The sequence below is a fragment of the Rhodococcus sp. USK10 genome, from assembly GCF_019378875.1.
GTDB classification, from domain to species: domain Bacteria; phylum Actinomycetota; class Actinomycetes; order Mycobacteriales; family Mycobacteriaceae; genus Rhodococcus_F; species Rhodococcus_F pseudokoreensis.
Window position 1 is genome coordinate 1,269,062 of record NZ_CP076047.1, and the last position, 24,228, is coordinate 1,293,289.

The window sequence follows — 24,228 nt, forward strand, 5'->3', positions numbered from 1 at the left end:
CGAGGGAACAGTCGATGACTCTCATCGAACACACCATGGACAACGGGATCGCGAGAATAGTCCTCAATCGCCCCGACAAGAAGAACGCCATCGACACGCGGATGTGGGCGGAACTCGAACGCGCCCTGGGCGATGTCCGCCGCAGCCCGGACGTCCGGGTTCTCGTGCTCAGCGCCGCGGGCAATGACTTCTGCGTCGGCGCGGACCTGTCCTCGGCGGAAGCATCCGGGAACGAGCTCGGCGTGTCCCACCGCACGCAGCTCGAGCGCATGCAGTGGATCAACAGTGTGGTGCTCTCGCTGCGTGCGCTGAAGATCCCGACGATCGCGCGCGTCGACGGGCTCGCCGTCGGAATCGGGATGAATCTGGCGATGTGCTGCGACTTCGTCGTTGCCAGCGAACGCGCCCGGTTCTCGGAGATCTTCATTCGACGGGCGCTGAGCGTCGACGGGGGCGGTAGCTGGCTGTTGCCCCGCCTCGCCGGCATCCGGCAGGCGAAACGCCTGTGCATGCTGGGTGAGATGGTCTCGGCCGACGAGGCGCTCCGCCTCGGACTGGTCACCGCCGTGACGGACGTCGAGGCCCTCGACGGCGCCGTCGAAACCTTGGTCGGCAAACTGGTCAGCTATTCACGCACGGCCCTCGCCCAGACCAAATCGCTGCTCGACGGCGCCTACGACTCGACGTTCGAGCAGTCACTCGACAGCGAGGCGCGGGTGCAGTCCCTGAACGTGGCAGGGGACGACTTCAAGGCGGCGGTCGCCGCCTTCACCACGAAGTCGGCGACACCGGCGACGAATACGGAGGTCGCTGGTGGCTGACATCGAATACAGCGTCACCAACCACGTCGCAACGATCCTGCTGAACCGGCCGGCGACGAAGAACGCCTTCACGCTCGAGATGGTCGAGACCTGGGCTCGGTCACTGCGTGCCGCAGAGGCCGATCCCGACGTCCGCGTCGTCGTCCTGAAAGGGGCGGGTGGCACCTTCTGTTCCGGAGTGGATCTGGGTGCGCTGGCGGACCGGGAGCGCACACCGCTGTCGCAGAGAACCCTGCTGACCGAACACGTCCACCACGTCGCCTACGCCGCCCGTGACCTGAGCAAGCCGTACCTGGCTGCTGTCTCAGGTGCGGCCGTCGGAGCAGGAATGGACATGGCGCTGATGGCGGATATCCGCATCGCCGACGAGTCCGCCCGGTTCTCCGAGGGCTACGTCCGTGTCGGGTTGGTTCCCGGTGACGGTGGCTGCTTCTACCTCCCGCGCATCGTCGGTGTCGCACAGGCTCTTCGGCTTCTGTGCACAGGGGAGTTCGTCGACGCGGCCGAAGCCCTGGCCATCGGACTGGTCAGCAAGGTCGTACCCGAGGAGCACCTCGATTCCGCAGTCACAGAACTGGCGGCCCAGCTTGCCGCACAGCCACCGATCGCCGTCCAAATGATCAAGCGTTCCGTGTACTTCGGGATGGAACAGGATCTCCGGACCGCCTTGGACACCATCTCCTCCCACCTGGCGGTCGTGACATCGACCGCCGACTCGGCGGAAGCCCTCTCTGCATTCAAGGAACGACGTCCCGGCGTATACGCCGGGCGCTGAAAGGCCCGACATGACAACCGAGTCACCGGACGGCACCTTCGCCCTCCGCAGCGAGGTGCGCGAGCTCACCGCGCAATGGCGCACCGCCGGCAAGTACACACCACGCAGCGACAACTGGTTGCGGGGGTTCGATCTCGAATTCAGCAAGGAACTTGCCTCACGCTGGCTCATCGGAGTCAGCTGGCCCACCGAATACGGCGGACGTGGTCTGTCGGCGATCCACCGGCTCGCTGTCGCTGAGGAGCTTCTGCGCGCGGGCGCGCCGGTCGCGGCGCATTGGGTCGGGGACCGGCAGATCGGCCCCGCGGTCCTGCGGCACGGCAGCGCCGAACTGAAGGGCGAAATCCTTCCCGGCATCGTTGCGTCGGATTTCGTGTTCTGCCTCGGAATGAGTGAACCGTCCGCAGGTTCGGATCTCGCCGCCGTCAGCACGTACGCCGAGCCGGTCGAAGGGGGTTGGCTGGTCAACGGGCGCAAGATCTGGACCAGCGGGGCCCACGAAGCCACCCACATCTATCTGCTCGCGCGCACCGACCGAAAAGTGGCCAAGCACCGCGGACTGAGCGAATTCATCGTCGACATGGCGTCGGACGGAATCAGTGTCTCCCCGATCGTCGACATCACCGGTGAACGACACTTCAACGAGGTGCTGTTCGACGATGTCTTCGTTCCCGAACACCGAGTGCTCGGTGCGGTTGGGAACGGGTGGAAGCAAGTCGTCGAACAGCTCTCGTTCGAGCGCGGCGGTCCCGAACGGTTCCTGTCCACCTACCCGGTCCTGGCACGAATTCTCGACGTCGCCGATCCCGCCGATGCGTCGGCCAAGGGTGCGGTGGGGGCACTGGTCGCCCGGCTGGCTACCCTTCGCAGACTCGCCTTCGAGGTGGCCCGCAAGATCGACCAAGGGCATGCACCGGTCCAGCAATCGGCGACGTTGAAATATCTGGGTAACGCATTCGAACTCGACGTCCTCGAGGCCGCCCGGACCATCCTGCCGCCCTCCGAGAACCGGCCCGACAGCCTGCTCGGTCATGCCCTGCTCGCCTCACCGGGGTTCACCGTGCGTGGCGGTGCCGCGGAGGTATTGCTCGGTTTGATCGCACGTGAGGAAAAGAGAACATGACAGACACCTCGCAGGAGCTCGTGGAGCTCATCACCGACTTGGCGAGTGACGCCACTCTGCCCGTGGCCGGAGATCTGCCCGGACTCTGGCCCAAACTGATCGAACTCGGTCTGACCACCGTGGGAGTACCGGAAAGGGCCGGCGGATCCGGCGGCACCCTTCACGACCTCGTCGTCCTGGTCCGCACACTCGCCGCGCAAGGCGTGAGCACCCCCTTGGCGGAAGCCGCTCTGGCGAATCAGATCCTCGGCGAGAGTGGAGGTGAGATCGCCCGCAGCACCATCGCAGTCCTCGATCACACCGGCGGAAGCGACACGATCACCCTCTCCGCCGTTCCCTGGGCCCGTCATTGCGAACGCCTGGTGACCGTGGACGAGGACAGGGTCGGCGTGATCGACCTGACGGCCCCGGGCGTGGCGATCACCCCCAGAATGAACCTGTGTGGTGACGCGCGGGACGACGTAAGCGTTCCCGCAAACGCATGGCAGGAACTGTCGGGCCCCTCCACCGCCGCCGATGTCCTCGGCCGGCTCGCGCTGCTGGGCTCGGCCGCCCTGACCGGCGCGATCGAGGGCACCTACGGCTTGGCGCGCCTGCAGGTACAGACGCGGGAGCAGTTCGGTCAGCCCCTGATCGAGATTCCGGCCGTCGCGGGCAATCTCGCAGAACTGAAGGTGGCGCTGCTCGAGTCCGGGTCCGCACTCGACCGTGCCGTCGAATCGGTCACGCTCGAGGCCACCGGACGCACAACCGTGGACCCGACCGCCGTGACCGCGCGGATCATGGCGTCACGGGCCGGTACCCGGGCGGCTCGCATCGGGCATCAACTGCATGGGGCATTGGGAATCACTCGCGAGTACCCCCTTCACCACTACACCACCAGAATCTGGGCGTGGCGGGACGAACCGATCAGCGAGAGCCGATGGCTCGCGTGTCTCGGTGAGCTTGCGCTCAGCCAGGGCGAACATGCCCTCTGGGAAACCCTGACCGCCTGAGCAACGCCCGCCAGGACCCTGACACTGAGGATTTCGCAGATGCAATCGGTCTACATGACCCAACCGGACGCCGACGAGCCGCTGAGCGCACTCCGATTCGGTGACCTCCCCCTGCCCGACGTGCCGCCGGGATGGACAACGGTCACCGTCAAGGCGGCCTCACTGAACCACCACGATATCTGGTCGCTGCGCGGAGTCGGCATCTCCGAAGCCCGCCTTCCGCTGATCCTCGGCTGTGACGCCGCAGGATTCGACGACACCGGCCGCGCAGTGCTCATCTACCCGGTCGTCGATGACGGCGGACGAAGGTCGGTGCTCTCCGAACGCCATCACGGTACATTCGCCGAGTACGTCACCGTACCGACGGCGAATCTCGTACCGATTCCCCAGGGGATGACGATCGAGGAGGCCGCCTGCCTCCCCACCGCCTGGCTGACCGCGTACAAGATGCTGTTTTCCCGGGCACACGTCTCCGCCGGAGATCTCGTCCTCATTCAGGGCGCCAGCGGAGGCCTGTCCACAGCACTGATCATGCTCGCGAGTGCGGTGGGAGCGCGGGTATGGGCCACCGGCAGAACCGACGACAAGCGTGCCTTCGCCATGAAGACCGGAGCTGAGGCCACCTTCGAGTTCGGTGCCCGGCTTCCCGAGCGCGTCGACTACGTGATGGACTCGGTCGGGGCCGCGACGTGGAATCACTCGCTCAAATGTCTCGAGGCCGGCGGCACCATGGTCGTTCCCGGCGCCACCAGCGGATACGAAGCGACGATCAACCTTTCGCTGATCTTCGCCAAACAGCTCGCGATCCTTGGGTCGTCGATGGGCTCGGCTTCCGAACTCGCCGACCTCGTGAAGTTGTGCGTCGACCGAGAGATCCATCCACCCATCCACGCGACGTTCCCGCTGCGCGAGGCGAGTACCGCTTTCCAGGCCATGCAGAACGGGGTCGCCATGGGAAAGCTGCTCCTCCTTCCCGGTCAGGAGTAGCCGAATCGGGCGGCGTAGGACCCACCGGGCGCGGGATCGGCGGGCAGGTCATCAACGATGCGTGCCGGCAGAACCGCCTTCCCTCCCGAGCCGTCCGTCCCCGGCCCGCGAGCCACCCCGGATCAGGTTCGCCACCCCGCACCGGCGGCCGGTCGGCCCCGGCGCACGCGACCACGAAATCTCGTGGGCACGTGCGCCGGGGCCCTTCTCGCTTTGTGAGGGTCAGGGCACACACGCCCGCTACCTCCGTTCTGCCGCGAGCATTAGGTCAGAACGGGGCTCCCGTGCACGGTCACCGGCAGCGACGGTGTATTGGACACCAGCATTGACGTAAAGACAGGTGACAGGTTACGCTCTCCGTAATGTGACATCAGTCACGGGGCCACGAGTCGCATACATGTGGTGAGTGGTCACCGTTCCGTACATCGCGGCTCGGGATAGTCTCCGCGCGCAAATGGCCATGGAAACCCCAGGGCCGGTGCGCCGGAGGTTCCGTCGATATCGATGGCTACGGGCCCGCCCGTATGTTGCACAGCCGTGAGAGATCGGCACACCTCTGCTACCCGAGTGGTTGGTGAAAAAGAAAGGTAATCGACCTGTGAAGACGCAGGCGCACGTGACGACCCCCAACGCTACGGAAGTGGTGGAACGATGAGTACGTCGCTAGCGGGGATACAGACGCTCGGGGCAGAGAAAGCCACCGCCCCGCATCTTCCGTCCAAACCGGCTCGGGCAGAGCGGATTGCGAAGTATCTCAGGGAGAACCCGACACGCAGTCTCGCGACGATCGGACGCTCTGCCAGGCTCGGCGGCAATGTTGTGCGTTTCGCCGTAGCAGACACGCTGGCGTTGAAGCTTCCCCTCCGCGAGGTCGTCGAGCAGATGTGGAAACTGCTGAAAGTCACCGCGTTGCCGGCATTGCTGATGGCCGTACCGATCGGCGCCGAGGTTTCGGTTCAGGTCGGCGGCATCATGAACCAGGTCGGTGCGAACTCGCTCGCCGGGGCCGCCAGTGGGCTCGGCGTCGTCGGTCAGGGCGCCCCGATGGCCGCCGGATTGCTCATGAGCGGTGCGGCGGCGTCCGCGATCGCATCCGACCTCGGAGCACGCGCAATTCGCGAGGAGATCGAAGCGATTCGCGTCATGGGTATCGACCCGGTCCAGCGCCTGGTCGTACCGCGATTCCTGGCCATGATCGCTATCGCGCCGATGCTGTGCATCATCATCATCGCTGCGGGAGTCTCCGCCGGACTGCTGATCTCCGCGAATGTCAATGACGTCGTACCCGGTAGTTTCTGGCAGTCGTTCGGCGCATTCGCCACGCCCACCGACCTGGTGTTTTCGATACTCAAGTCGCTGATCTTCGCGGCCATGGTGGTGATAATTGCCGGTCTGCGTGGGCTCGAGGCCAAGGGCGGGCCGACGGGGGTCGCCAATGCGGTCAATGCATCGGTCGTTCTCAGCGTCTTCTGCATCTTCGCGGCCAACCTCCTCGTGAGCCAGCTGCAGATGATGTTCTTTCCGGCGAGGTTGGCGTAATGGCGATCAACAACAGCGCACACCGCCGGCATCACCGCCCGATAGCCGACCTCCTGCCCGTCGGCAAGCTCGCGCGAGCGTTCCGGGCCGGAATCGAAGAAGTCGGACAGATCACGGTATTCGTCGGCAAGACCATCTACCTGTTACCCAAGACCGTCCGTCACTACCGCAAGCAGACCGTCACGACCATGAACAACATGGCCTGGGGCAATGGATCATTGGTGGTCGATGGCGGCGTGGTCAGTCTGATGTTCTTCCTCGGCGTCGCAGTGGGCGCCGTGGTCGCGATCCAGGCGTTCATGGCATTCGACCTGCTGGGATTCGGAGCCCTCACCGGAATAATCGAGTCGTTCGGCAACATCCGAGTCATTGCCCCCATCATCACCGGAATCGGGTTCGCCGCCCAAGCCGGTTGCCGCATGACCGCCGAAATCGGAGCCATGCGAATCTCGGAAGAAATCGACGCCACCGAATCCATTGGTCTGCAGGCCATTCCTTTCGTCGTCGGCACACGACTGATCGGAAGCATGCTGGTGGTCCTTCCGGGCTACCTCATGGCCCTCATGATCAGCTTCATCACCGGTGGACTGATCGTGAAGATATTCCACCGTCAGCCCGCCGGCACCTACGACCACTACTTCGCCCAGTTTCTCAGTGTTCCCGATCTGGTGGCATCAGTTGCCAAAGTGTTGGTCTTCTGCGGAGTCGTCACACTGATCCACTGCTACTACGGGTACTTCGCATCCGGGGGCCCGGCCGGCGTCGGATCCGCATCCGGACGGGCGATCCGCGCAAGTCTTGTCGCGATCGTCGTACTGAACTTTGTGATGACGGTGATCATCTGGGGATTGAGCCCGGAACTGGTGTTCAAGGGATGAGAACATGACAAAATCAAGAAATCAGGACTTCCTACGGGGATCCGCAACCACACAGTCCCGCATGCTGGCAACGACCGGCATCGCCGTGGTCACCGCCATGACAGTGGCAGCCGTCGCCACGGTATCGCTGTACCCGCGTCTGACCGCTCCCGATGGGATCGCGGTCGACATCGAGGTTCCGCAGGTCGGGCCGGGAGTAGCAGAGGGCACCAAAGTCGTCTTGCGTGGGCAGAGCATCGGCGAGGTCACAGCACTCGAGCGAACGCGATCAGGAGCAGTGCACATGCAACTCGCACTGTCCGAGGACCAGGTATCCGGATTGACCGACACTTTCGAGCTCGACTTCCGTCCGGAAAACTACTTCGGTACCTCTGCGGTCAACCTCATTGCTCAGCCAGGCGGCGCGGAGCTCGAGTCCGGTATGGAGCTCCAACGCACGCCGCGAGGCGACTTCACGATGTCGACGATGATCGAACGGGGCTCGCTGACGATCGACGGGACGCTGACCGACCAGATGATCTCCTCTCTCGACAAGTCCGTGCACTATCTCGACGGGCTGACCCCATGGATCGAGACGGGGGTGCTGGTGGCCGACCGCGTCGCCGCCACCCAGCAGGCACTACCGAGCAACCTCATCGAGAATTTCAACGAAATCCTCGACACCATGCCGGGTTTCAGCGATCAAGCGATCGAAGGGTTGATGTCGATCTACAACAGTGCCTACAATCGCCGCCCCGACGGCTCCGTCGGAGTCGACGACACGTTCATGGACGAGACGAATGCGGCCCTGAGCATCGCAGGAAACAAGTTGTTCGGGCAGGCGGGAGCCCTGCTCGCGTCACACGGAACCGAACTGACCCCGTTGACGCAGATCGTCGTCGAGGCGACCGGTGTCATTCCCCACCTGCTCAACAGCGGTATGAGTCCAGAGGCCACCAGCGAGATCATCCGCCGGCTCGACTCGGCCTTTGTCGACACTCCCGACGGGCAGCGGCTCCAACTCCGCCTTGTTCTCGACGGGTTCCCGGCTCTCGCGGCGCCGCTCGGACTCGGCGCCGTGTCGGCGCCCGCCCAGGACCGGGGAGAGCGATGAACACGCGCGCCGACTACATAGCTACCATCGTCAAACTCGCAGTCGCAGCTGCTATTTCAGTTCTGCTGTTCACGCTGGTGATCTCGGCCATGAAGAGCCCGGTTGCCGGCGAAACACACAGCTATTCCGCCGAGTTCTCCGATGTATCCGGCCTCGGTTCCAACGGTGATATCCGAACCAGGGGAGTGCGAATCGGCAAGGTCGAATCCATCGAGTTGCATCGGCGTGGCGGTAGCACCGTCGCCGAGGTGCGCTTCAGCATGGAGCAGCCCTACCGACTCACCGGCAACACCACCCTGGCCGTCAAGTATCAGAACCTGACCGGCGTGCGCTATATCGACGCCGATTTCGGAGACGGATCAGGTCACGAGATCGATCAGTTGCCCATCGACAGGACACGCCCGTCCTTCGACATCACCGAACTCTTCAACGGCCTGCAACCGGTGCTGGCCACGATGAGTACCGATGACATCAACCGCTTCACCGAGAACGCGATCACCGTGCTGCAAGGCGATGGAGGCGGATTGAAACCGATGCTCGATGACGCTCAAAAGCTCGCCGATCTCGCGGCCGATCGGGAACAGGTGATCTCGACGCTGACGGCCAACCTGGCACGCATCTCCGACAGCATGGGTGGCCGATCCGACGAAGTGGTGGAATTCCTGCGCTCGTTGAGCGTGCCGATCGCCAGTGCGATGACGGTCCTTGACGAGTTCCCGAAGACTGCGGCCTACGGTCCCGAGTTCCTGAGACCGATCAAGCGGTTGTTCGACATGATTGGTCTGCGGCCCGGTACGGACATCGAAGCCATCGTCGCCTCCGCATTCTCCTCCGCCGAGGAGACGGCCCGAGCCCTGAGTCTGCTGCCAGCCTCCATCGCAGGACTCCAAATTCCCACCAGTGTGGGTGCCGATCCAGGTGGACCAGGATGCAGCCACGGCGTCGCTACATTGCCGACCGATGTCCAGGTCCTCCTCAGTGGAAGCGAGGTCGTCGTATGCAGCGCGCCATAACCACCAGAAGACCGCGCCGGAGCGCCCGGAGGGTTCTGTCGTGGTTCGACAACGACATCCGGCTCGGCGTCGGCGTGGCGGCGTTGGCGGTGTTGGCGCTCGTCGCGACCACCGTGCTGTACGTGAGCCCACCCGGGCGAAAGTCTGTGACCTTCGAAACCACCGACGTCTCCGCCATTGCGGTGGGACAGGATGTGCGCGTCGCCGGAATCTCCGTTGGCAAGGTGACGGACGTCGCCCTCGACCAAGAGACGGTCCGCGTCAGCATGGAAGTCGAGGACGACTTGTTCGTCGGCACCGATTCACATGTTCAAGTGCGGATGCTGACACCCGTCGGCGGCTACGCGATCACCCTTGTCCCGCTCGGAGAGTCACCGCTCGGGGAGCAGCCGATTCCCACGGCGCAAGTGACGGTCCCGTACTCCATCGGCGATGTCCTGCAAGCTGCCCCGAACGTGACCGATCAGGTCGAGGGCGAACCCGTCGATGCCAACCTCGCGCAGGTGGCCGACGCGCTGACGTCCAACCCGGGCTCGGTGGAGTCGATGATCTCGGGAATGACCGCAATCGCTCGGGTGATGGACCGGCAGCGCGCGCAGGTCACGACCATCACGGGGTTGGCGAACGAGTACCTAACCTCTTTCAACGTCAACCGCGAACTCGTTTTCAACCTTATTCGTGAGATGGACATGGTGTTCTCGACCTACAGCACGACTCATGCGGGCTTTAACGAGTCATACCTCCTGCTCGGCGACGTTCTCATGAGTATGTCCTCGGTCGAGCGCTACTACCTCGACCACAAAGAGGAAGTCGCGGCAGCCATCACGCAGGTGCGGAGCCTGATCGAGGAGTTCAACACCTCCATGGGGCCCGCGATGGACGCCCTCGTCGCAGCGCGGGACCAACTTGCGAAATGGCTGACACCCGAAGGCCTCGCCACGATCAGCGGAGGAACCCTCATGGCATCTGACATCTGCATACCGGTACCGGGACGGCAGTGCTGAGATGAACAAGAAGAAGCTGGCAACCACTGCCGCCACCCTCACCGTTGCCCTCGCGCTGGGCGCAGCCGGCATCGCGGTCGCGCGGACAGTCGCCACCGACTCCACTCGCTCGTACTGCGCCGAGATGCCCGACGCAGTCGGCCTCTACGCGGGAAATCCGGTGACTCAAATGGGGTTCGAGGTGGGACGTGTCGAATCGATAGTGCAGAAGGGCAGTCACGTCGAGGTGACCTTCACCGCAAACAGCGACCGTGACCTTCCCGCCGACGTCCAGGCGGTGACGCGATCGAAGTCGATCCTCGCCGACCGCAGCCTCGAACTCGTCGGCAACTATGCGACCGGTCCGACCCTCGAACCAGGGACCTGTATAGCCCTGGAGAACAGTCACACCCCGAAAAGTATCTCCGAGGTGGTCTCCTCGGCAGCCGACTTCATCAAGGCACTGGCCCCGGAAGACAAACAGCAAACCATCGCGATGGCGGTGGCAGGGCTCGACGAGTCACTGCGCGGTCAGGGCGAGAGCGCGCGGACCATGATGGAACACGCCGCCGAGGCGATGAATGACCCCGACAAGTTCGTTGCCGACATCGGCTCCTCGATCGTGAACATGGCGCCCCTGAGCGAGAGGGCCCTTGCCGACTGGGCGGCGATCACGAGCCTGGTGCAGCATCTGCCCGCCGTCACCGAAGCCGGGATCGAATTGTGGCCCGGAGTCGTCGACGTCTGTCAGGGCATCGCCTGGCTGGTACGGACGCTCGAGGACATCCAAACCAACTACGGCAACGACATCTGGCCGTTCGTGCACGGACAAGTCACCGATGCGATCGCGATGACGGCAGGCAGAACAGGCGATATCAACAGCCTGCTCGGCACCCTTCCCTCCCTGGAAGGACTCGTCAGGCAGCAGGCAACGAGTGCCAGCGACCCCCACATCCAGTACACCCCTCCCACTGTCGCGGTCAACGACGACTTGTGCGCGGTGCTCGACCGATTGCAGCCGGGCAGTTGCCAGCGCACGGATACCGGCGCACACGTCTCGGCGACCGCGTGGATGGACTACACGCTCGTGAACGGGGCGGCACAGTGAAGACTTCGGTTGTATCGGGTCGGCGAGTCCGAATGCTGGTGGCGTTGGCGCTGATCCTCGTGGCCTCCGCCTGCTCACTCAGGCCGGAAGACCTGCCGTCGGTGCGCGGCGGTGTCGGTGCCGACTACGAGCTGTCGATTGAGTTCGCCAGTGTCATGAATCTCCCCAACGGCGCCGACGTCATCATGGACGGTGTCCGGGTCGGCGAAGTCCACGACGTGCAGATCACCGACCGCAGCGTCGTCGTGCATACCGGTATCCGCGACGACACGCGCGTCCCCGCCGGCATCCGCGCGATCGTTCGGCAGAACACGCTCCTCGGCGATACCTACGTTGCCCTTGTTCGAGATCCCGACGCTCCCGGTGGGGAGTATCTCGCCGAAGGGGCGACCGTTCCGGCGAGCCGGACCACCTCACCGCCGCAACTCGAGGACACGATGGCGGTACTCGCCACTTTCATCAACGGCGGGAGCATCCGGCGGATCGAGGACGTGATGGCACGGGTGAACACGGTGATGCCGTCGGTTCCGGAAATCCAGAAACTCTCCTCCATCGTCTCGGTCGATCTTCATGACCTCGGCGATCGCACCGGCAATGTCGATCGCATGCTCTCGGAGATGGATTCCACCGCCGTTGCGCTCGGGGACAACGGAACCGAACTCTCGACGTTGTTCGACTCTTCGTCGGTGCACTACTGGCGGCGGGTGGCCACCAACATCGTGGCGCACATCGGACAGATCCTCCCGTCGATCGGTAGCGTCTACGAAGGTGGTCTGTGGATGGTTCCGATGCTCGAATCACTGGCCGACACAGGCGACTCCATCGTCGGGTACTCGTCCGCAACCGTGGACGTGTCCAACTTCCTTCGGACGACCCTGATCCCGTTCGCAAAGAATCCTTCGGTCGACATCGTCTCCGTGAACACACCGCAAGGGGACCAGATGGTCGCGGACGCCGAAAACATTCTGCGCATGTTGGGAGCTGTGAAATGAGTCGGCGCACCAGTCTGTCGATCATCGGGATGACCGTGATCGCAGTGCTCTCGTTCGTCTACATGATCAACTCCGGACTCCGAACCGGGATTCTGGAGAAGGTCAAGACAGCACGAATCGAGATTCCCGACACCAATGGGCTCGTCGTCGGATCTCGGGTTCTCCTGCGCGGTATCGCAGTCGGCGAGATCACCGCAATCACCGCGTCGGCCGAACAGATCGACGTGGCGTGGAAGTACGACGAGGGTGTTGCGATACCGGCAGACAGCACATTCCGGGTGGACAACTTGTCAGCGCTCGGCGAACCATATCTGTCGATTCGGCCCGACTCGGCGTCCGGGCCCTACCTCGACGACGCGGCCCTCGTTCCGGTGTCTCAGGTCGAAATTCCTACGACCTTCGAAGAACTGTCCGAACGCCTCACCAACCTGCTGACGCAGGTGGAACCGGACAAAGTGCAGGAGATCTTCCGCACGTTCGACATCGCATTGCCCGACGACCCGCGGGTATACAGCAACCTCTCCCGGGCCGGAGAACTGATGGCGTCCGAGATAAGCAGGAATTCAGACAGCTTCACCACGTTGCTCCGTACCCTGCAACCGCTGCTGCTCGACAGCGCCGCCATCCCTGAGGGGCTGCGCGGGGCCACACCCTACGCCGCCGAGTTCGGTGCCGGGTTCGAGAACGTCCTCACCGACGGCGTCCATTTCGTTGTCGAGCGCGGACCACTACTCTCCGGAATCACCAACGGAGCCAGCCCCTTCATCGCTGATCTCCAGCAGTTCCTCGACGCGACTGCCGGCGATCTCCACACCATCGGCGTAGATCTCCTGCCAGGCGTTTCGGCGGGGGCTCAGAGCCTTCGCACGATGGACATCAGCGGGCTCCTCAACAACGCCCTGACCGCGACGGCGTCTGGAGACGCGGTGACCGTCCATATACAAAACCCGGGAGGCCGATGACAGCAACAGACCGAATTTGACGAAACACAGAGCGACAAACTCAGGAACGAGATCGACATGCAAAAGACAGCCCTCATCGAGCACAACCCGAACCCGGCGGATCACACGAATGGTGATGTGGAGAAGTCCCCGGAGAAGGGCATCACCCTCCGTATCGAGCGAAAGAAGGCGATCGCCGCAATCGCCGGAGCCGCAGTGCTCACGGCGGCGGGAATCGGCTCATGGCAACTGTACGACACAACAACTGAGCTCCATGCAGTGCGCGCAGACAACGCTGCACGGCAGCACGCGGAGCAGGTCGCCCTCGACTACGCCACCGGTGCCGCCCAAATGGACTTTCGTGACCTCGAAACATGGAAAGGCCGGCTAACCGCGGGTACGACCCCGGAGCTGTCCGCCCGACTCGGCCAGGCAGCGACCTCGATGGAACAGATCATCGTTCCGCTCCAGTGGGCGTCGACGGCCCAACCGATCACCGCGAAAGCAGAGGCCACGGGCGACGGCACCTACTCGGTGGACTGCTTCGTCAGTGTGAGAACCACCAACGCACAGGCGCCGGACGGGATCCAGTCCACCGCCACCTACCAGCTGAGTATGGACAGCCGCAACGACTGGAAGATCACCGAGATCAGCGGTGTAGGAGCCACGTTGGGAGACAAGGGCGCACCCGCACCCACACCCGCGCCCAAATAGGAGTTTCTCGAAGTGAGCCGTCGAGGACGAAAATTCGCCTACTCGCTGACGATGTTCTCAGCACCCCGACACGGAGGATGACGCAAACGCTTCTGCGAGGCAACAAGGGCCACAGCCGTCGTGAGCGCAGATCGGCTATGGTCCGCCGCGGCCGCGAAAATCGATCGATCGCTCTGACCGATGAAATCCCCACCGCAGCCGCATTCGACGCTGCCCACAGGCCTCTTTGAATCAAGTCGCCAGTGCACGCGGGACCGCAAACGTCCGAGCTCATCGACTCGAAACGTGCTACCACACAACTTTTCCTAATTCTGCAGGCGCGCCTCCCGCCGCGTGTCCGCTCTAGGTACCGGCGGGCACTCAGGAGTACCCCATGTCCGTTGACCCCTCGGCAATTATCATCGCCACTGCTACTGCTGTAGGCACCCTCTTCCAGGGTGCAAACGCACCCGCTGAGGTTCAGGATCAAGCGGTGGCCGCGGTCGAGGCGGCACAAAATGCAGCGCCGGTGGTGGACCAGCAGGTCGAGGACGTTATTGGTCAGTTACCCGACCCGTTACAAGACCCAGCTCAGGCGGCGGTAGACCAGGCCACCCAGGCCGCGGCGCAAAACTTGGAGCCCTATCTGCCGGTTGCCGCACCCGATCCGGCCGTCAGCCAGATTTCCCCGCCGGTACCGGCTGCTCCACCGCCGGCACCCTGGACACCGCAGCCCGGTGAATCGGGGAATTACAGCGACGCTGCCGTCACGGGTGCGACCGTCGGCGACGGCGGTGTGGTACTCGCGCCTTTCCCGCAGCTCTGCCGACCGCGTCATTGACGTCGGTAGGTGCAATCGCCGTGTTCGTGCCGTGGCTGAAGAAGGCCGGCGAAATCTGTGAAGGGGTGCAAGCGCCCGTTCTCGCCGCCCTGTATTCAGCGGAGAATGGCTTCCGTTACGGTCCGGCCTCTCCGGTGTCGCCGTCAGGTGCACGGGGCCCGGGCCAGTTCATGCCCGGCACGTGGGCGAAGTACGGCAAAGATGCTGACGGTGATGGCAACGTCGACATCAACGGGATCGCCGATTCGGTCATGGCCTCTGGACACTTGTTGTGCGACATTCGGGCGCAGGTCGAAACATGGAAACGGGCGGGTGTGGTGGAAGGCGACACATTGGACCTGACGATCGCCGGCTACAACGCCGGCGCTGGCGCAGTTCTCGCATCCCACGGGATGCCCTCGGGTCTTCCCGACTACGAGAACCAAACCCAACCGTACGTAGCCAAGATCCGATCCACCGAGAACTACTTCGCGAAAATCCTCAACCCGCTGCTCACCCTTCCCGGCGGAGCCGGGGGAGGCGAGATCGTCAAAAGTGCCCTGCGGTACCTGGGCCTGCCCTACATATGGGGTGGAGGAAACATTGACGGCCCATCGGGCGGCGGATTCGACTGCTCCGGGCTTACGTCATTCGCGGTATACGCCGCCACCGGGGTGAAGCTGCCGCGGACCTCGGAGATGCAATGGAATATCGGCACAGAGATCCCCATCGAGCAGGCCCAGCCCGGCGACCTTCTCTTTGGAAACTGGCAGTCCAGCGGCCCCGGGCATGTCGCGATCTACATCGGCAATGGACAGATGATTCACGCTCCTACCACTGGCGACGTCGTCCGTATCGGTGATGTGTTTCCCGACATGCGAGTTCGCCGCATCCTCTGATCGCTGGAGCCCGCGCATCGCACCCGCACCATGCCCTCTGCCTCACCGTTACCGGCGGGGCATCGTCGGGACGGAAAGCCCTGACCGGTCGCGGCCCGGTCTTCACACCCGTGGATGACCAGGCAGGTAGGAGACAGCTGCCCCGCAGGGGGCCGTGTTCAACCGGTAGGGCTCGGGCGTTCCCCCCGAGATGTGGACACCTATTCTTATGCGGCGGTGGCCAGCGTAGCCGATCGCCGTTCGAACTCGACCGGGCAGATCTGGCCCAGGCTCGAATGCCTCCTTCTGGTGTTGTAGCGCGTGATCCACCCGGAAGACTGCGGCGCGTGCCTCACCCGCACCGTTCCAACGCTTCCGGCCCTGCAGCGTCTCCCGCTTCAGCGTCGCATTCAGCGACTCGGCAGCCGCGTTGTCCGCCGACGTTCCGACCGCGCCCCGCGAGGTCGTCACCCCCAACTCGCGACAGAGGTCGGCGAACTCGGCCGACGCATACTGAGCTCCGTTGTCGGAGTGGAAAAGTGCCCCATCGAGCCCTGCGGCGCCGCGACAGGCCGCCGCCGCCCGCAACGCATCGGTGACCAACTCGGTACGCATGTGATCGGCGATCGACCACCCCGCCAACCGGCGCGAGCCCAGGTCCATCACCGTCGCCAGATACAGAAATTCACCGTCACCCACCGGGAGGTATGCGGTTCGCCGAGGACGGCATGGCGCGGTTGGGTGAGGTGCGGGGGCTTCCCCCTCGAGTGTGGACATCCTGAACACTGGGTCGTGAGGACCCAGAGGAAGTGATGTCACAGATGGCGATGAAGGCGTACTCGGCGGAGTTCAAGGCCGATGCAGTCGCGTTGTACCTGTCCGATCCGAGCCACACGTTCGAGGGCATCGGCAACGACCTGGGCGTCAGCCGTGAGACCCTACGCAACTGGGTGCGGGCCGAGCGCAAACGCACCGGAAGTTCGTCCGCAGCGGACCGGCCCCGGAGGCCGGCATCGGCGGGCGGGGTATCGTCCGAGTCCGTGTTGGAGGAAGAGAACAGGCAGCTCAAGGCCCAAATCCGGAAGCTCGAAACCGAGCGGGAGATCCTGCGGAGGGCAGCAAAGTATTTCGCGGGCGAGACGTGCGCCACGAGGCGCTGGGTTGGTCGAGAGGTGGTGAGAGACCGCCTCCCTCGGGTCGTCGCAGCGGCCTGAGTGAAGCTGGGGGCAGCCCTTGCCGGGGAACGACGGTCAAGGGTGGCAAGCGGCCCCGACGAAGGTGAGTCGTACTGGAACTACCAGACGGTGCGGGCTCGCTGAGCAAGGTCAGAAGGTACAGCGTGAGCGAACCAGTGGTGGACGCTCCGTAAACGCGAAGCCGGCTCAAACCTGGTGGATATCGGGCCGGTATGCAGCGCACGGAACCTGGGGGCTGTTCGGCCCGGGTTTCGACTCCGAATCTGTGTGTCTCGAGCGGTGAGGAGGCCGCGCCGAATGTCTGCGGCGTAGGCGCGGCGATGCTGCCGGAGTACAGCTGGGTGCCTCCCTGACCGATCGATCACCTGGTGAACGTGGGAACCGCCTTGTGTGTGCGGCCATCTCACCCGGTAGCCAGCCGGGCGTGGGTGGAAGGTTCGTGTCCGGCCGAGCACTGCGAGGTGGGGCGGAGGCCCCGTAGTAGTCGCGGGAGTGACGACCCGTCTGTGGAGGTCGCGAGAGGCGATCGCAGGGCGAAGGGGGCCAGCAAGACATGCAGTGGAAGGACTGGAAGGTCAGGAGGGAAGGTCGCCGGTGAACACCGACGAACTCGAGCACGCCCTGTATCAGGCGGAGCGACGGGTACTGAAGATCCAGACGAAGCTGCACCGTTGGGCTCGCGATGATCCTCATCGCAGGTTCGACGATCTGTTCAACCTCGTGTCCGATCCCGCGTTCTTGTTGGTGGCGTGGGATCGGGTGAGCGGGAACAAGGGTGCCGGAACCGCCGGGGTGGACGGGCGTACCGCCCGATCCATCGAGGCGGTCGACGGGGTCGAGGATTTCCTCGACGAGTTGCGGTGCAGCATCAAGAACCGCAGCTTCCGCCCGCTGCCGGTCCGCGAGCGGATGATTCCGAAGCCGGGGACGCATAAGCGTCGCCGACTGGGTATTCCGAGCGTGGCGGACAGGGTGGTCCAGGCATCGCTGAAGCTGGTGTTGGAGCCGATCTTCGAGGCGGATTTCCTGCCGTGTTCCTACGGTTTCCGCCCGAAGCGCCGGGCACACGATGCGGTGGCCGAGGTGCGCCATTTTACGACGAGACCACGATGCTATGACTGGATCGTCGAGGGTGACATCAAGGCCTGTTTCGATGAGATCGACCACACCGCCCTGCTGGGGCGGGTGCGTCGTCGAATCGGGGACAACCGTGTCCTGGCCCTGGTGAAGGCATTCCTCAAGGCGGGCATCCTCACCGAGGATCGCCTGTTGGAGGACACCGCCGCCGGAACCCCGCAGGGTGGAGTCCTCTCGCCGTTGCTGGCGAACGTGGCACTGTCGGTGCTGGACGAGTACATCGCCCAGGCTCCCGGCGGATGGCGCACCAGTAACTTGGAGCGGGCCAAACGGCGTCGTCGCGGCCTGCCGAACTTTCGGCTTGTCCGGTACGCGGACGACTGGTGCCTGATGGTCAAGGGCACCAGGGCCGACGCCGAGGCCCTCCGGGAGGAGGTCGCCGCCGTGCTGGCGACGATCGGGTTGCGTCTGTCACCGGACAAGACCCTGATCACCCACATCGACGAGGGGCTGGACTTCCTCGGGTGGCGCATCCAGCGGCACCGCAAACGCGGAACCAGCCAGCACTTCATCTACAACTATCCGTCGAAGAAGGCAGTGCTGGCCGTCAAACGGAAGGTGAAGATGCTGTGCCGACAGGTCGTAACCAATCAGCCGCTCGATGATCTGCTGCGTCGGGTGAATCCGTCGCTGCGGGGATGGTGCGGCTACTTCCGGGCGGGGGTGTCCTCCGCGGTCTTTTCCTATCTCAGTCACTATGTGTGGCAGACGGTGTGGCGATGGCTACGGCGAAAGCACCCCGGTCGACCTGGAAGACGCTCCGCCGCCGCTATTGCGGCGGCGGATGGTGGCCCGCCAGTGAGCATCGGGAGCTGATCGATCTCGAGAAGATCGGCACGACCCGCTACCGCTACCGCGGTACGGTCATCCCCTCACCCTGGCCGGACACCAACGAGGAACACACCGCGGCCTGAACGGGTCTTGTGGAGAGCCCGGTGCATTGAAAGGTGCACGCCGGGTTCGGGAAGCGGTCCGGGAGACGGAGTCGCCGCGAGGCGGCCACCGCGCCCCGGGCCGACTTTCACGAACTGGTGAGCCGCTTTCAGTTCGTTGACGACCACTGCGACACCGTTCCGGTGAAGTGGCTGTGCCAGATCCTCGAGGTCTCCCGCTCGGGTTTCTACCGGTGGCGGGCCTCCGCGCCGGCCCGGGCCGCCCGCGCCCGCGCGGACGAGGAGCTGGCGGCGCGGATCCGCGCCATCCATGCCGATTCCGACGGCACCTACGGGGCACCGCGGGTGACCGCTGAACTGCGCGAGGCCGGGATCGAGGTCAATCACAAGCGGGTCGAGCGGGTGATGCGTGAGCACGGGATCGTCGGGGTGCATCTGCGCAAGACCGTGCGCACCACTATCCCCGCCCCGGATGCGGCCCCGGTGCCGGACCTGATCCGGCGGGATTTCACCGCGAGTGCCCCGAACACCAAGTACGTCGGCGATATCACCTACCTCCCGGTGGGTGACGGTGAATTTCTGTATCTGGCGACGGTGCTGGACCTGGGCTCGCGCCGGTTGGCGGGGTGGTCGATCGCCGATCACATGCGTACCGAGTTGGTCACCGATGCGTTGCGGGCGGCGGCGGCCTGTCGCGGCGCCGCAGGGCTCGATGGGGCACTTTTCCACTCCGACAACGGGGCTCAGTATGCGTCGGCCGAGTTCGCCGACCTGTGTCGTGAGTTGGGGGTGACGACATCGCGGGGCGCGGTCGGGACGTCGGCGGATAACGCGGCTGCCGAGTCGCTGAACGCGACGCTGAAACGGGAGACGCTGCAGGGCCGGAAGCGCTGGAACGGTGTGGGTGAGGCACGCGCTGCGGTCTTCCGTTGGATCACGCGATACAACACCAGAAGGAGGCATTCGAGCCTGGGCCAGATCTGCCCGGTCGAGTTCGAACGGCGATCGGCTATGCTGGCCACCGCCGCATAGGAATTGGTGTCCACATCTCGGGGGGAACGCCCCAGCCCTGGGCCCAGCCAAGTTGACGATGCCGTCTGCCCGGTGGGGCGCACTCTCGAGAAGGCGGGCGGGCCACATGCGCCGGTCCGGTGATCCGGTGATCCGACATTCCGTGCGCGATCAGCCATGCTACCAATTCGGTACCACGGTGGTAGCATTTGGGTATGAGTACACAGATTGCGGTGCGGTTGCCGGATGAGATTGTGGCCTTCGTCGACGGTGAGGTGCGCGACCATCGGGCCCCCAGCCGGGCCGCCTTGGTGTTGCGGGCGCTCGAGCGGGAGCGGCGTCGACAGGTCGCCGCCCGGGATGCCGAGATTCTGTCCCGGGCGCGCGGCGAGGACGACCCGGACGGGCTCGATGACCTCGCCCGGCATGCCGCGGGTCTGTTCAGCGATCTCGACTGATGCGGCCGATTCACGCCGCGAAGCTGGACAAGACGCGGCCGGTGCTGGTGTTGACCCGGGAGTTGGTGCGCCCGCACCTGAGCCGGGTGACGGTGGCGCCGATCACCGGCACCGTGCGGGGACTGTCCACCGAGGTGCCGGTGGGGCCGGCCAACGGGTTGGAGAAGGACTCGGTGGTCAGTTGCGACAACATCGTCACGATTCCGGTGTCGGCGTTGGGGCGCGGTCTCGGGTTCTTCTTCCCGTCGCAGGAGGCGGCCCTGACCACAGCGATCCGGGCCGCGTTCGACCTGGAATGAATGGCCCCTGGTGGGACAGCGGGCGTACAGGCAGGTTCGGTGTCACCGCCAGGAGGTGTGGTGGTGACTCAGGGGTGAACAGTGCGCGCTGTTCGCAACGGGTGGTCGAGGTGATCGGGAGGTCGATTCACCCGTCGGATACCTGCCAACATGTCCCCGTATCAAGATCCGGTTCCAAGGGGCTCGACCGCAGCCTTCTGCCGTCGATGATCCCGCCGCCCCCGACGGGATGGGGCACCCGCTAGTGTCGGGCCGGTGCCGGTTCATGACGTCGACGCGTTGCTCACCCATGTGAGGTCACTCGACGAGGAGCGGCTGGCCGCCCTCTTGCGCCGGCGGCCGGGGGCGTTGTCGGTGCCGTGGCCCGCGGACCTGACGGAGCTGGCCGTCCGCCTGGGCAGCCAGGAGTCGATCGTGCTCGCCTACACCCGCCTGCCGCGGCCGCACACCGAGGTGCTCGGCGCCCTCACCCTGGTCGAGCAGCTGGGGCTGCCGGTCACGGCGGCCGGGGCGTCGACGTGGCTGGGCCGCGACCCGGACACGGTCCAGGCATTCCTCGACGACCTGCACGAGCGCGCCCTGACACTGGTCACCGCCGACGGCGAAATCAGCACACCCGCCCAGTTCCCGCCGGTGGGGGTCGGTCTGGGCCCGCCGGTGCGGGTGCTGCTCGAGGAGACCACCCTTGCGGCGCTGCGCGGAGTGGCCGCGGCACTGCAGCTGCGCGGGGACGGGGCCAAGACGGTGCTGGTCGATCGCCTCGCCACCTTCTTCCGTGACCCTGCTGCGGTGCGCACCCTCGTCGACGGGGCGCCGCCGCGGGAGCGGGAGCTGCTCCTCGCCTGCGCCGAGCAGGATGCCGCGATCGAATACTTCCCGCCGTACCTCGGGTCGCACCGAGCGGGCGCGCGAGACCAACCCGGGGACTGGGCGGTCGCGCGCGGGGTGCTGTGGCCGAGCTACGACGGCGCCGCCTACCTGCCGTTGGAGGTGTCGCTGGCGCTGCGCGCGAAGGAGTGGCGGCTGCCGTTCCATCCGGAACCGCCGCTGCTCGCGGATCATCCGGTGCCGGCCGAGCACGTGGACGCCGAGGCCGCCGCGCGTGCGCTGCGGATGATCGAGCGGGTCACCGCGCTGGTGGATACCGCGACGACCGACCCGATTCCACTCATCAAGTCCGGAGCGGTGGGACTGCGGACGCTGCGCACCGTCGCGAAGAACTGGGACGCCGAGGTCGACGAGGTGCGGCTCGCCGTGGAGCTGGCCCAGGCGACCGGGGTGCTCGCCCCGGCACCACCACCGCCGCCGGCGAAGAGCCGGGGACGTAAACGGCCGCCGCCGCCACCCTCGCCCGGCATGATCCCCGGTCCCGCAGCACCCGGCTGGCGAGCCGCCGACGCCGCGACCCGGGGACGCGTCCTGATCGACACCTGGTGGCAGTCGGACCGTTCGGTGCTGATGGAGGCGAGTGCGGCCGCCGAGCTGGGCGAGACGGCCGTGTACCGGCACCTGCGTCACGAACTGATCGACGTGTACGCCACGGTGGTGGCGCCCGGCCGGGGAGTGTCGGATATCAAGGACCTGGTTCCCGTGCTGGGCTGGCGCGCCCCGCTGATCGGGGACGACATTATCGGCGACGTTCTGACCGCGGCGGTGCGCGAGGGAGAGCTGCTCGGTGTCCTGGCGCTGGGCGCCGCCACCGCGCTGGGCCGCGCCCTGCCCGCCGGCACCCTCACCTCTGTCATGGCGGAGCTGTTGTCCGGCGCCCACACGTCCGCGGTGATCGGTGCCGATCTCACCGCGGTGGTCCTCGGCCCGCCGGCGACCGCCCTGTCGCGCCTGCTGGACGGTGTCGCGGACCGGGAGTCCCGCGGGGCGGCCACGACGTGGCGGTTCACCCCCGGCAGCATCCGGGCGGCGTTCGATCGGGGGAGCAGCGCCCAGGATCTGATCGGGGAGCTGGAGTCGATCGCGCCGGCGGGCCTGCCGCAGGCGTTGGAGTACCTGATCGGTGATGTGGCCCGCACCCACGGGCAGCTGGGGGTGATCGAACTCGGGTGCGCGATCGTCGCCGAGGACCCGACGCTGCTGCGCGAGCTGGTCGGCAACCGGAAACTCGGCAAGCTGGGACTGGCCACCCTCGCCCCGACGGTGCTGGCCTCCCGCACAGGCGCCGACACGACGCTGTCCGCGCTGCGGGCGGCCGGCTATGCGCCGGTGGTGCGCGAGGTGGACGGCAGCGTGCTGATCTCGACGCCGCCGAACCCGGACGCCGCCGACGTCGACGGCCCCGACCTCGACCTGGACACCATCGGGGGCCCCGCCGCCGATCCCGACCGGCATGCCCGCCACCTCACCGCCACCGCCGCCGCACCATCCGAACCCGCCGGGCAGTTCCCGTCCTTCGCCGCTCTGCGCGGCCGCGGAGACGCCGAGGCGATCTGGGAACTGGTGGCCGGCGGGCCCGCACACCTCACCCATGACGGGTACACGCACCTGGTCCACAGCGCCAGGCTGCACGGGGACACGCTGACCGCCTGGAGCGCCACGATGGAACGGTACGAGGATTTCCCGGTGGCGCACATCGCGATTTCCGGACCACCCGGGGCCGGCCGCTGAGCGGACCCCTGTCGCAGAAGAAGCCAGGGCTGCCCCACGCAGCTCCACGGACAGCACAATGAGAGTCGGGTTGGAGTTGGATCGGCTGTGGCTGGCCGATTTTCGACGTCGACGTTGTCCGGATCGCGGCGCAGCCGATGTGGCTGTGTGGTTCAGATGGGCAGCGCACGCACAGGCATGTCCGGACCTGCTCCTCGCACATGCTGATGGTTCACCGTCGTGGACGTCAAACCGGAAGGGTTCGTTCGCCGCGACGAGGTACGGCGGGTGTTTGCCTGGACGGAGCGGCTATGTGTTTCGCGGGGGTGGTCGTACGAAGTGTGGACCGGAGCGGATTCGGTGGTTCTGGCGAATCTCCGCACCATCGGTGCTGCCCGCGGAAATGGTTGATCGATCCCGCGACGGTGGCGGCCGTGGAAGCGATCGCGGTGTCCGGAATAAACGCGCGCCAGTCCACACGTTCGCCTGAGGGAGGGCGTTGTTGTCGATTGTGAGGGGCGTTTGTCTCTGGGTTGCCAAGTACGCCGGTCCCGCGGTGGGGGCTACGGACTGGGGCGTTCCCCCCTGAGTGAGGACATCGTGAACACTGGATCGTGAAGGTCCAGAGGAAGAGATGTCACTGATGGTCATGAAGGCGTACTCGGCGGAGTTCAAGGCCGATGCCGTCGCGTTGTACCTGTCCGATCCAAGCCACACGTTCGAGGGCATCGGCAACGACCTGGGAGTCAGCCGCGAAACCCTGCGCAACTGGGTGCGGGCCGAACGCAAACGCACCGGTACCTCCACGGCCGAGCTCCGGTCCGGCGGGGCGGAGCGGCGGGCGGTATCGCCGGGCGCGGTATCGTCCGAGTCCGTGTTGGAGGAAGAGAACAGGCAGCTCAAGGCCCAAATCCGGAAGCTCGAAACCGAGCGGGAGATCCTGCGGAGGGCAGCAAAGTATTTCGCGGGCGAGACGTGCGCCACGAGGCGCTGGGTT

The 24,228-nt window shown here is 65.3% G+C and carries 17 protein-coding genes and 6 pseudogenes; 22 read left to right on the forward strand and 1 reads right to left on the reverse strand.

Annotation, left to right across the window (positions count from 1 at the left end; translation table 11 throughout):
- Nucleotides 1-14 precede the first annotated feature (14 nt).
- From I1A62_RS06450 to I1A62_RS06520, 15 genes and pseudogenes are all read left to right on the forward strand, one after another.
- Entirely contained in the window at nucleotides 15-821 is an 807-nt protein-coding gene (locus I1A62_RS06450; RefSeq protein WP_219454856.1) for an enoyl-CoA hydratase/isomerase family protein, read from the forward strand.
- Nucleotides 814-1,596 (forward strand): enoyl-CoA hydratase/isomerase family protein, encoded by a 783-nt coding sequence (locus I1A62_RS06455; RefSeq protein WP_219454858.1) that lies wholly within the window; start codon nucleotides 814-816, stop codon nucleotides 1,594-1,596. Before I1A62_RS06450 ends, I1A62_RS06455 begins: the two co-directional genes overlap by 8 nt.
- 10 nt (nucleotides 1,597-1,606) lie before the next feature.
- Nucleotides 1,607-2,719: an acyl-CoA dehydrogenase family protein gene (locus I1A62_RS06460; protein WP_219454859.1), complete on the forward strand. Its 1,113-nt coding sequence runs from the start codon at nucleotides 1,607-1,609 to the stop codon at nucleotides 2,717-2,719.
- The gene (locus I1A62_RS06465; protein WP_219454861.1) at nucleotides 2,716-3,714 is read left to right on the forward strand and encodes an acyl-CoA dehydrogenase family protein; all 999 of its coding nucleotides are present in this window, start codon (nucleotides 2,716-2,718) and stop codon (nucleotides 3,712-3,714) included. Before I1A62_RS06460 ends, I1A62_RS06465 begins: the two co-directional genes overlap by 4 nt.
- Nucleotides 3,715-3,753: 39 nt before the next feature.
- Nucleotides 3,754-4,701 carry a zinc-binding dehydrogenase gene (locus I1A62_RS06470; protein WP_219454862.1) on the forward strand — a complete coding sequence of 316 codons (948 nt, stop codon included), beginning with the start codon at nucleotides 3,754-3,756 and terminating at the stop codon, nucleotides 4,699-4,701.
- Nucleotides 4,702-5,352: 651 nt separating this feature from the next.
- A complete protein-coding gene (locus tag I1A62_RS06475) occupies nucleotides 5,353-6,240 on the forward strand; it encodes an ABC transporter permease (RefSeq protein ID WP_257890491.1) in 888 nt (295 codons plus the stop codon).
- Entirely contained in the window at nucleotides 6,240-7,118 is an 879-nt protein-coding gene (locus I1A62_RS06480) for an ABC transporter permease (protein WP_219454864.1), read from the forward strand. The genes I1A62_RS06475 and I1A62_RS06480 overlap by 1 nt, the downstream gene beginning before the upstream one ends.
- A 61-nt stretch (nucleotides 7,119-7,179) precedes the next feature.
- Nucleotides 7,180-8,211, forward strand: coding sequence for an Mce family protein (locus tag I1A62_RS06485; RefSeq protein ID WP_219454866.1), 1,032 nt, complete (start codon nucleotides 7,180-7,182; stop codon nucleotides 8,209-8,211).
- Complete coding sequence (locus I1A62_RS06490; RefSeq protein ID WP_219454868.1) at nucleotides 8,208-9,224, forward strand: MlaD family protein; 1,017 nt, start codon at nucleotides 8,208-8,210, stop codon at nucleotides 9,222-9,224. The genes I1A62_RS06485 and I1A62_RS06490 overlap by 4 nt, the downstream gene beginning before the upstream one ends.
- A gap of 89 nt (nucleotides 9,225-9,313) precedes the next feature.
- Complete coding sequence (locus I1A62_RS06495; protein WP_257890492.1) at nucleotides 9,314-10,228, forward strand: MlaD family protein; 915 nt, start codon at nucleotides 9,314-9,316, stop codon at nucleotides 10,226-10,228.
- Between the two features lies 1 nt (nucleotide 10,229).
- Nucleotides 10,230-11,315, forward strand: coding sequence for an MlaD family protein (locus tag I1A62_RS06500; RefSeq protein ID WP_219454871.1), 1,086 nt, complete (start codon nucleotides 10,230-10,232; stop codon nucleotides 11,313-11,315).
- Between the two features lie 32 nt (nucleotides 11,316-11,347).
- The gene (locus I1A62_RS06505) at nucleotides 11,348-12,307 is read left to right on the forward strand and encodes an MlaD family protein (RefSeq protein WP_257890493.1); all 960 of its coding nucleotides are present in this window, start codon (nucleotides 11,348-11,350) and stop codon (nucleotides 12,305-12,307) included.
- Nucleotides 12,304-13,269, forward strand: coding sequence for an MlaD family protein (locus tag I1A62_RS06510; protein WP_219454887.1), 966 nt, complete (start codon nucleotides 12,304-12,306; stop codon nucleotides 13,267-13,269). The genes I1A62_RS06505 and I1A62_RS06510 overlap by 4 nt, the downstream gene beginning before the upstream one ends.
- A 57-nt stretch (nucleotides 13,270-13,326) precedes the next feature.
- Nucleotides 13,327-13,962 carry a hypothetical protein gene (locus I1A62_RS06515; protein WP_219454889.1) on the forward strand — a complete coding sequence of 212 codons (636 nt, stop codon included), beginning with the start codon at nucleotides 13,327-13,329 and terminating at the stop codon, nucleotides 13,960-13,962.
- Between the two features lie 373 nt (nucleotides 13,963-14,335).
- Nucleotides 14,336-15,660, forward strand: a pseudogene (locus I1A62_RS06520) (NlpC/P60 family protein).
- A 206-nt stretch (nucleotides 15,661-15,866) separates the two neighbouring features.
- On the opposite strand, the pseudogene I1A62_RS06525 reads toward I1A62_RS06520, so the two are convergent.
- Nucleotides 15,867-16,347, reverse strand: a pseudogene (locus I1A62_RS06525) (IS3 family transposase); the annotation flags it as partial.
- A 113-nt stretch (nucleotides 16,348-16,460) separates the two neighbouring features.
- On the opposite strand from I1A62_RS06525, the pseudogene I1A62_RS06530 reads away from it, so the two are divergent.
- The 7 genes and pseudogenes from I1A62_RS06530 to I1A62_RS06560 all read left to right on the forward strand — a co-directional run.
- Nucleotides 16,461-16,775, forward strand: a pseudogene (locus tag I1A62_RS06530) (transposase); the annotation flags it as partial.
- Nucleotides 16,776-17,429: 654 nt separating this feature from the next.
- Nucleotides 17,430-18,886 (forward strand): annotated as a pseudogene (ltrA, locus tag I1A62_RS06535) (group II intron reverse transcriptase/maturase).
- 111 nt (nucleotides 18,887-18,997) lie between these two features.
- A pseudogene (locus tag I1A62_RS06540) lies at nucleotides 18,998-19,897 on the forward strand (IS3 family transposase); the annotation flags it as partial.
- A 194-nt stretch (nucleotides 19,898-20,091) separates the two neighbouring features.
- On the forward strand, nucleotides 20,092-20,334 hold the full coding sequence (locus I1A62_RS06545) for a YlcI/YnfO family protein (protein ID WP_219454891.1): 243 nt from the start codon (nucleotides 20,092-20,094) through the stop codon (nucleotides 20,332-20,334).
- Entirely contained in the window at nucleotides 20,334-20,633 is a 300-nt protein-coding gene (locus I1A62_RS06550; RefSeq protein ID WP_219454892.1) for a type II toxin-antitoxin system PemK/MazF family toxin, read from the forward strand. Before I1A62_RS06545 ends, I1A62_RS06550 begins: the two co-directional genes overlap by 1 nt.
- 255 nt (nucleotides 20,634-20,888) lie before the next feature.
- A complete protein-coding gene (locus tag I1A62_RS06555) occupies nucleotides 20,889-23,252 on the forward strand; it encodes a helicase-associated domain-containing protein (RefSeq protein ID WP_219454894.1) in 2,364 nt (787 codons plus the stop codon).
- Between the two features lie 622 nt (nucleotides 23,253-23,874).
- Nucleotides 23,875-24,201, forward strand: a pseudogene (locus I1A62_RS06560) (transposase); the annotation flags it as partial.
- Nucleotides 24,202-24,228 lie beyond the last annotated feature (27 nt).